Origin of the sequence: Microbacterium sp. MMO-56 (assembly GCF_037146215.1) — a bacterium.
Taxonomy (GTDB): Bacteria; Actinomycetota; Actinomycetes; order Actinomycetales; family Microbacteriaceae; genus Microbacterium.
On sequence record NZ_JBBCVW010000038.1, the window covers coordinates 1 to 3,911 of the forward strand.

General features: G+C 67.4%; 3 protein-coding genes. All 3 read right to left on the reverse strand.

What is annotated here, in order from left to right; genetic code table 11:
• Positions 1-611: 611 nt before the first annotated feature.
• Positions 612-1,592 carry a Coenzyme F420 hydrogenase/dehydrogenase, beta subunit C-terminal domain gene (locus WFI00_RS17650; RefSeq protein WP_336633494.1) on the reverse strand — a complete coding sequence of 327 codons (981 nt, stop codon included), beginning with the start codon at positions 1,590-1,592 and terminating at the stop codon, positions 612-614.
• A gap of 254 nt (positions 1,593-1,846) precedes the next feature.
• Positions 1,847-3,115 (reverse strand): hypothetical protein, encoded by a 1,269-nt coding sequence (locus tag WFI00_RS17655; RefSeq protein ID WP_336633493.1) that lies wholly within the window; start codon positions 3,113-3,115, stop codon positions 1,847-1,849.
• A 10-nt stretch (positions 3,116-3,125) separates the two neighbouring features.
• Positions 3,126-3,911: PKD domain-containing protein (locus WFI00_RS17660; protein ID WP_336633492.1), on the reverse strand; the 786-nt coding region annotated here is incomplete at its 5' end.

The window sequence follows — 3,911 nt, forward strand, 5'->3', positions numbered from 1 at the left end:
TCCGGACTGGTAAACGTTGCTCTAGACAATCAACATTTTCCCAGACCAGAAGGACATTTCACTTCACGGCACGCCCACGAACCGCACCCGACATGGTGGATCGGGGCTCAGGCAGCAGAACGTCGACGCGGATGGTCTGGTCCGTCGCCGAGCGGCCGCCCAGAGTCATGGTCGCCGCGGTTCCCGCACGGGGAGAAGTAAGTGTCGCCCAGCCCCCCGACGTCGTACCGACATTGGCAGGCGTGGCGGAGTAGGAGACCCCCGAGTCGCCGACTCCCCAGCCCTTCGCGGTGCTCCGGTTCATTGAGTCGTAAGCGATGACGGGTGCCGACTCGTCTGCCACGGCAACTGAAGGAGACAACAATCCGACGATGACCGCCACGACGGCGGCCGCGCAGAGAGTCCGTCGGCGGCGGAGCCGCCGGGCAGCAGCGATCGTGATGCGAGCGCGCGAAGAGAGCGTCTGGGGGGAGGACACGCAGGCTCACCGGTCTTTCGCGAAGAAGAGCGACGCAGGAGCCTGGGGAGTCCGGCGTCTCGGGATGCGACCAGAATAGGTGCGAGAAGTATCGACCGCATCCGGCTGAGACGACTCTAATGAACCGGCGCCCCTACGCGGTGGGCCTCGTGCTCCGGCGAACACGCTGCCATGTTCCGCGGGCCACCCGAAGACTCTGCCTCGGACTACGGAGCGTGAGACGAAGAAGCTGCCCGCGGTAGCCCGAGTACCGAGGACTGTGACGCCCCGCGAACCACGCGCCGACGATCCGCGCCCACAGGTAGCGTCGGCGATCCACTTGCAGCGGCTGGATGCGCGCGAGGTCATCGATCGAGTAATCCACGGCTTCGATCACGCCCGCGTCGATCGCTGCGCGGATGACCGCTCGGCCACGAGCGGTGCGCGCGATGAGCGCGCTCATTCCCTCTCCGTCGGCGAAGATCGGATAGCCATTCGCATCACTCGCCCAGCTGTCGGCCGCAACGATGTCCGCGTGCTCACCCGTGCCATCCACGCACACCTTGCAGCGCCATTGGGTCGTGCGCCCGAGGACGCCACCCCACGACTCGTCGTAGCTCATCGACGCGGTGCGCCCTCCCGTGGAGACGGTGAAACGTCCCGGCCATCCGTTGCCGCGATACCACAGTTCGTCCGGCGCGCTGTCGGATGCGAAGCCGAGCTTGGTGACGAGAGTGGACGTCGCGTGAGCACTCGGAGTGCCAGCACAGAAGAAGGACAGCATGAGGGGATCGCCCGTCGACGGGCGCACGCGACCGAGAGCACGGAGTGCGGCGACATCACACGGCTTGCCGACGACGGCACCCGCGCGGTTCTGCGTGTCCTCGTTCGACGCGGCGGCGACCGGGGTATAGCGAGAGCCGGCAGCGCGAAGCGCCTCGTCGCGTGTCGTGATCGTGACGGGGACCGACCTCCGAGGGTCCGTGTCCGCCGCGGCCCCCGTCACGGCATAGGCCTGACCCGACGATATGAGCCACTCGGTCAGTGCCGTGAGCGTCCCTCCGCTGCTACCACGCAGGCGCAACTCCGGGTCCGTAGCCCACGCCTGCCAGATCTCGAGATAGGGCCCCAACATGGGGTGTACACGCACCGATGCCGGTACCGGGGGCGCGGGCACGCGTTCGCCCGGGCACACACGGGAGAACACGCGCCCATCCTCCGGACGTGGCGACGATGAGGGATCCATCCGGCGCGGCCGCAAGTACCCATTCTCGTCGAGGCGCATCTTGATTCCGTCGTCGATCAAGGTGCACGCGCCGCACCCGGAGCACGCGTCCTTCGCGAGTACACGCTCGATGCGCGCATCGATGTCGCCCGATCCGTGCCTCTTCATCTGGCTACCATCCTTTCGGGCTCGGACGTGAACACACTCGCGCGGTCGTCTTCGTGGTCGGACCGATGTCCCCATGACAGCGCGAGACCCACGCAGAACCAGAGGAACATCCCATACTGCGTGATGAGCGCGACCACGACGAGACTCGGCAGCTGGCCGACCACCGCGATACCAGGGGGATTACGCGTCGACCTGCGCACGACGGTGAGAGCCGCACACAAGAGCGCCGCGACCAGCAGGCCGGTCGGGATCCAACCGAACCGGAGGAGGAGCACCAGAAGCGCATTGTCGACGCTACGGGCGAAGTAACCCAGGTAATCGTCTCCGGACACCCGTGTCGTCCAATCCCCCGCGTTACCGATCAATCGCACCTGATCCAGTAGGACGACCAGGTCGCTCCGATAGTCACCGCTGACCTCCAGGTCGCTACCCGCGTCCCCGAACACGCTGTCGAGCAAGGGCGACACCGAGACGAAGGCGACTACCGCGGCAGCCACGAATCCGGCGCGGATCCGTGCCGACACGCCAGGGAGGAAGAACACGGCCAACACCAGGGTGACGACGAGGGTGATCAGAGCCGCCCGGCTGAAGGTGACGACCGTTGCAACTCCGATGACTGTCACCGAAAGAAGCATCGGCGCGAGTCGCCACCGGGTCGCCACGACGAACGCCGTTGACATGGCCAGCGAGGCCCCCAGAGCGATCGAGTGCCCGAAAGCGCCTTCCGCGCGCATGACTCCGCCGCGTTGCTGCAGCGGTCGCCAGGTCGTATACGCCTCCCCGGAGCCGGGTATGAGGACGAAGGGGTTGAAGTGCAGGGCGAACTCCAGGATGGTCAAGGCGGCAGCGACGACCGCCACGATCGCGATGGTCCTGACGATGACCCTCTTGCCCACGCGAGCCAAGACGATTCGACCCCAGATGTACGGCACGATCCATTCCAGGAGTGCGATCGTCATGGCGGACAGCGTCACGGACCCCAATGCGAAGAGGCTCACGGAGACCACCACGAACGCCGCTATCCAGAGATCAGCGACCCGCAGGGGAACCGCCGACCAGTTGACCGCGATCATCAGGAGCGTCATGAGGGTGACGGCCGCCCAGAAGGCGCCCACGGTCACACCGACCCAGACCGGAACGAAGAACAGCACCAACACCCATGCGACGAAGGCGGCAGAAGGCCACGCGCGACAGGAGATGATCGCGATGATCACCGCTGCGCCGGCCGCCACTGCGAGCAGGGCGGTCGGTGCAGCGGCGATCACGCGACCGATCCTACTGAGCCGACGCCACGCGGAAGGAGTCGAACGCGACGGCCAACGGAGCCGTCGCCGAGCTCACCCGGTAGGCGACCACGCCGAAGGCTCCAGCCGACAGGGGCGAACCCGAACCGTCCGCCGCGACGAGCTGCCAGTTCGCGGGCTCCGCGGCCCCCGTCGCCCACAGCTTGGCCGACAAGGAGGGCGTGGTGCCTCCCGTCACAGAAACCGTCAACGAGTAGGACGTGTCGGGCACAGCCGTCACGCCGGAGAGCGGCTGCGAGCCGAGAACCGTGGCCCCACGGCTTGCGACGAGCCAGACGGTGCCGTCGGCCCGCATCCACGCACGGACCATGTAGCGGTCAGCCGACGTCTGCCGGGCGACGACGCCGATGTAGCTCGCCCCGGTGGCCGCGGCAGGTGACATCGTGAACTGGGTCGTCACCGTCCCGTCGGAGAGCGGAGTCTCGTCGAGGGTGACGTAGCGAGTGCTGCCCGCGGGAAGCGAGAGTCGACCGACCCCGGCGGCGACGGACGCCACAGAGGCCGATCCCCCGGACACCTTCCACGATCCGCCGACCGTGGCCTGGCCCCACCCTCCGCTGACGGAGCGATCGAAGGAGTCATCAGCCAGGGGTTGCGGCTGCGGATCCCCGCCCCCGGGCGTCGTCGCGACCGTCACCGACGAGGCCGCGACGTTGGTCGCACCCTTGTCGTCCGTGACCGTCAGCGTGACGACGTACGTCCCCGCGGCCGTGTACGGGTGAGTCGCCGTCGCACCCGTGGCCGAGCCACCATCACC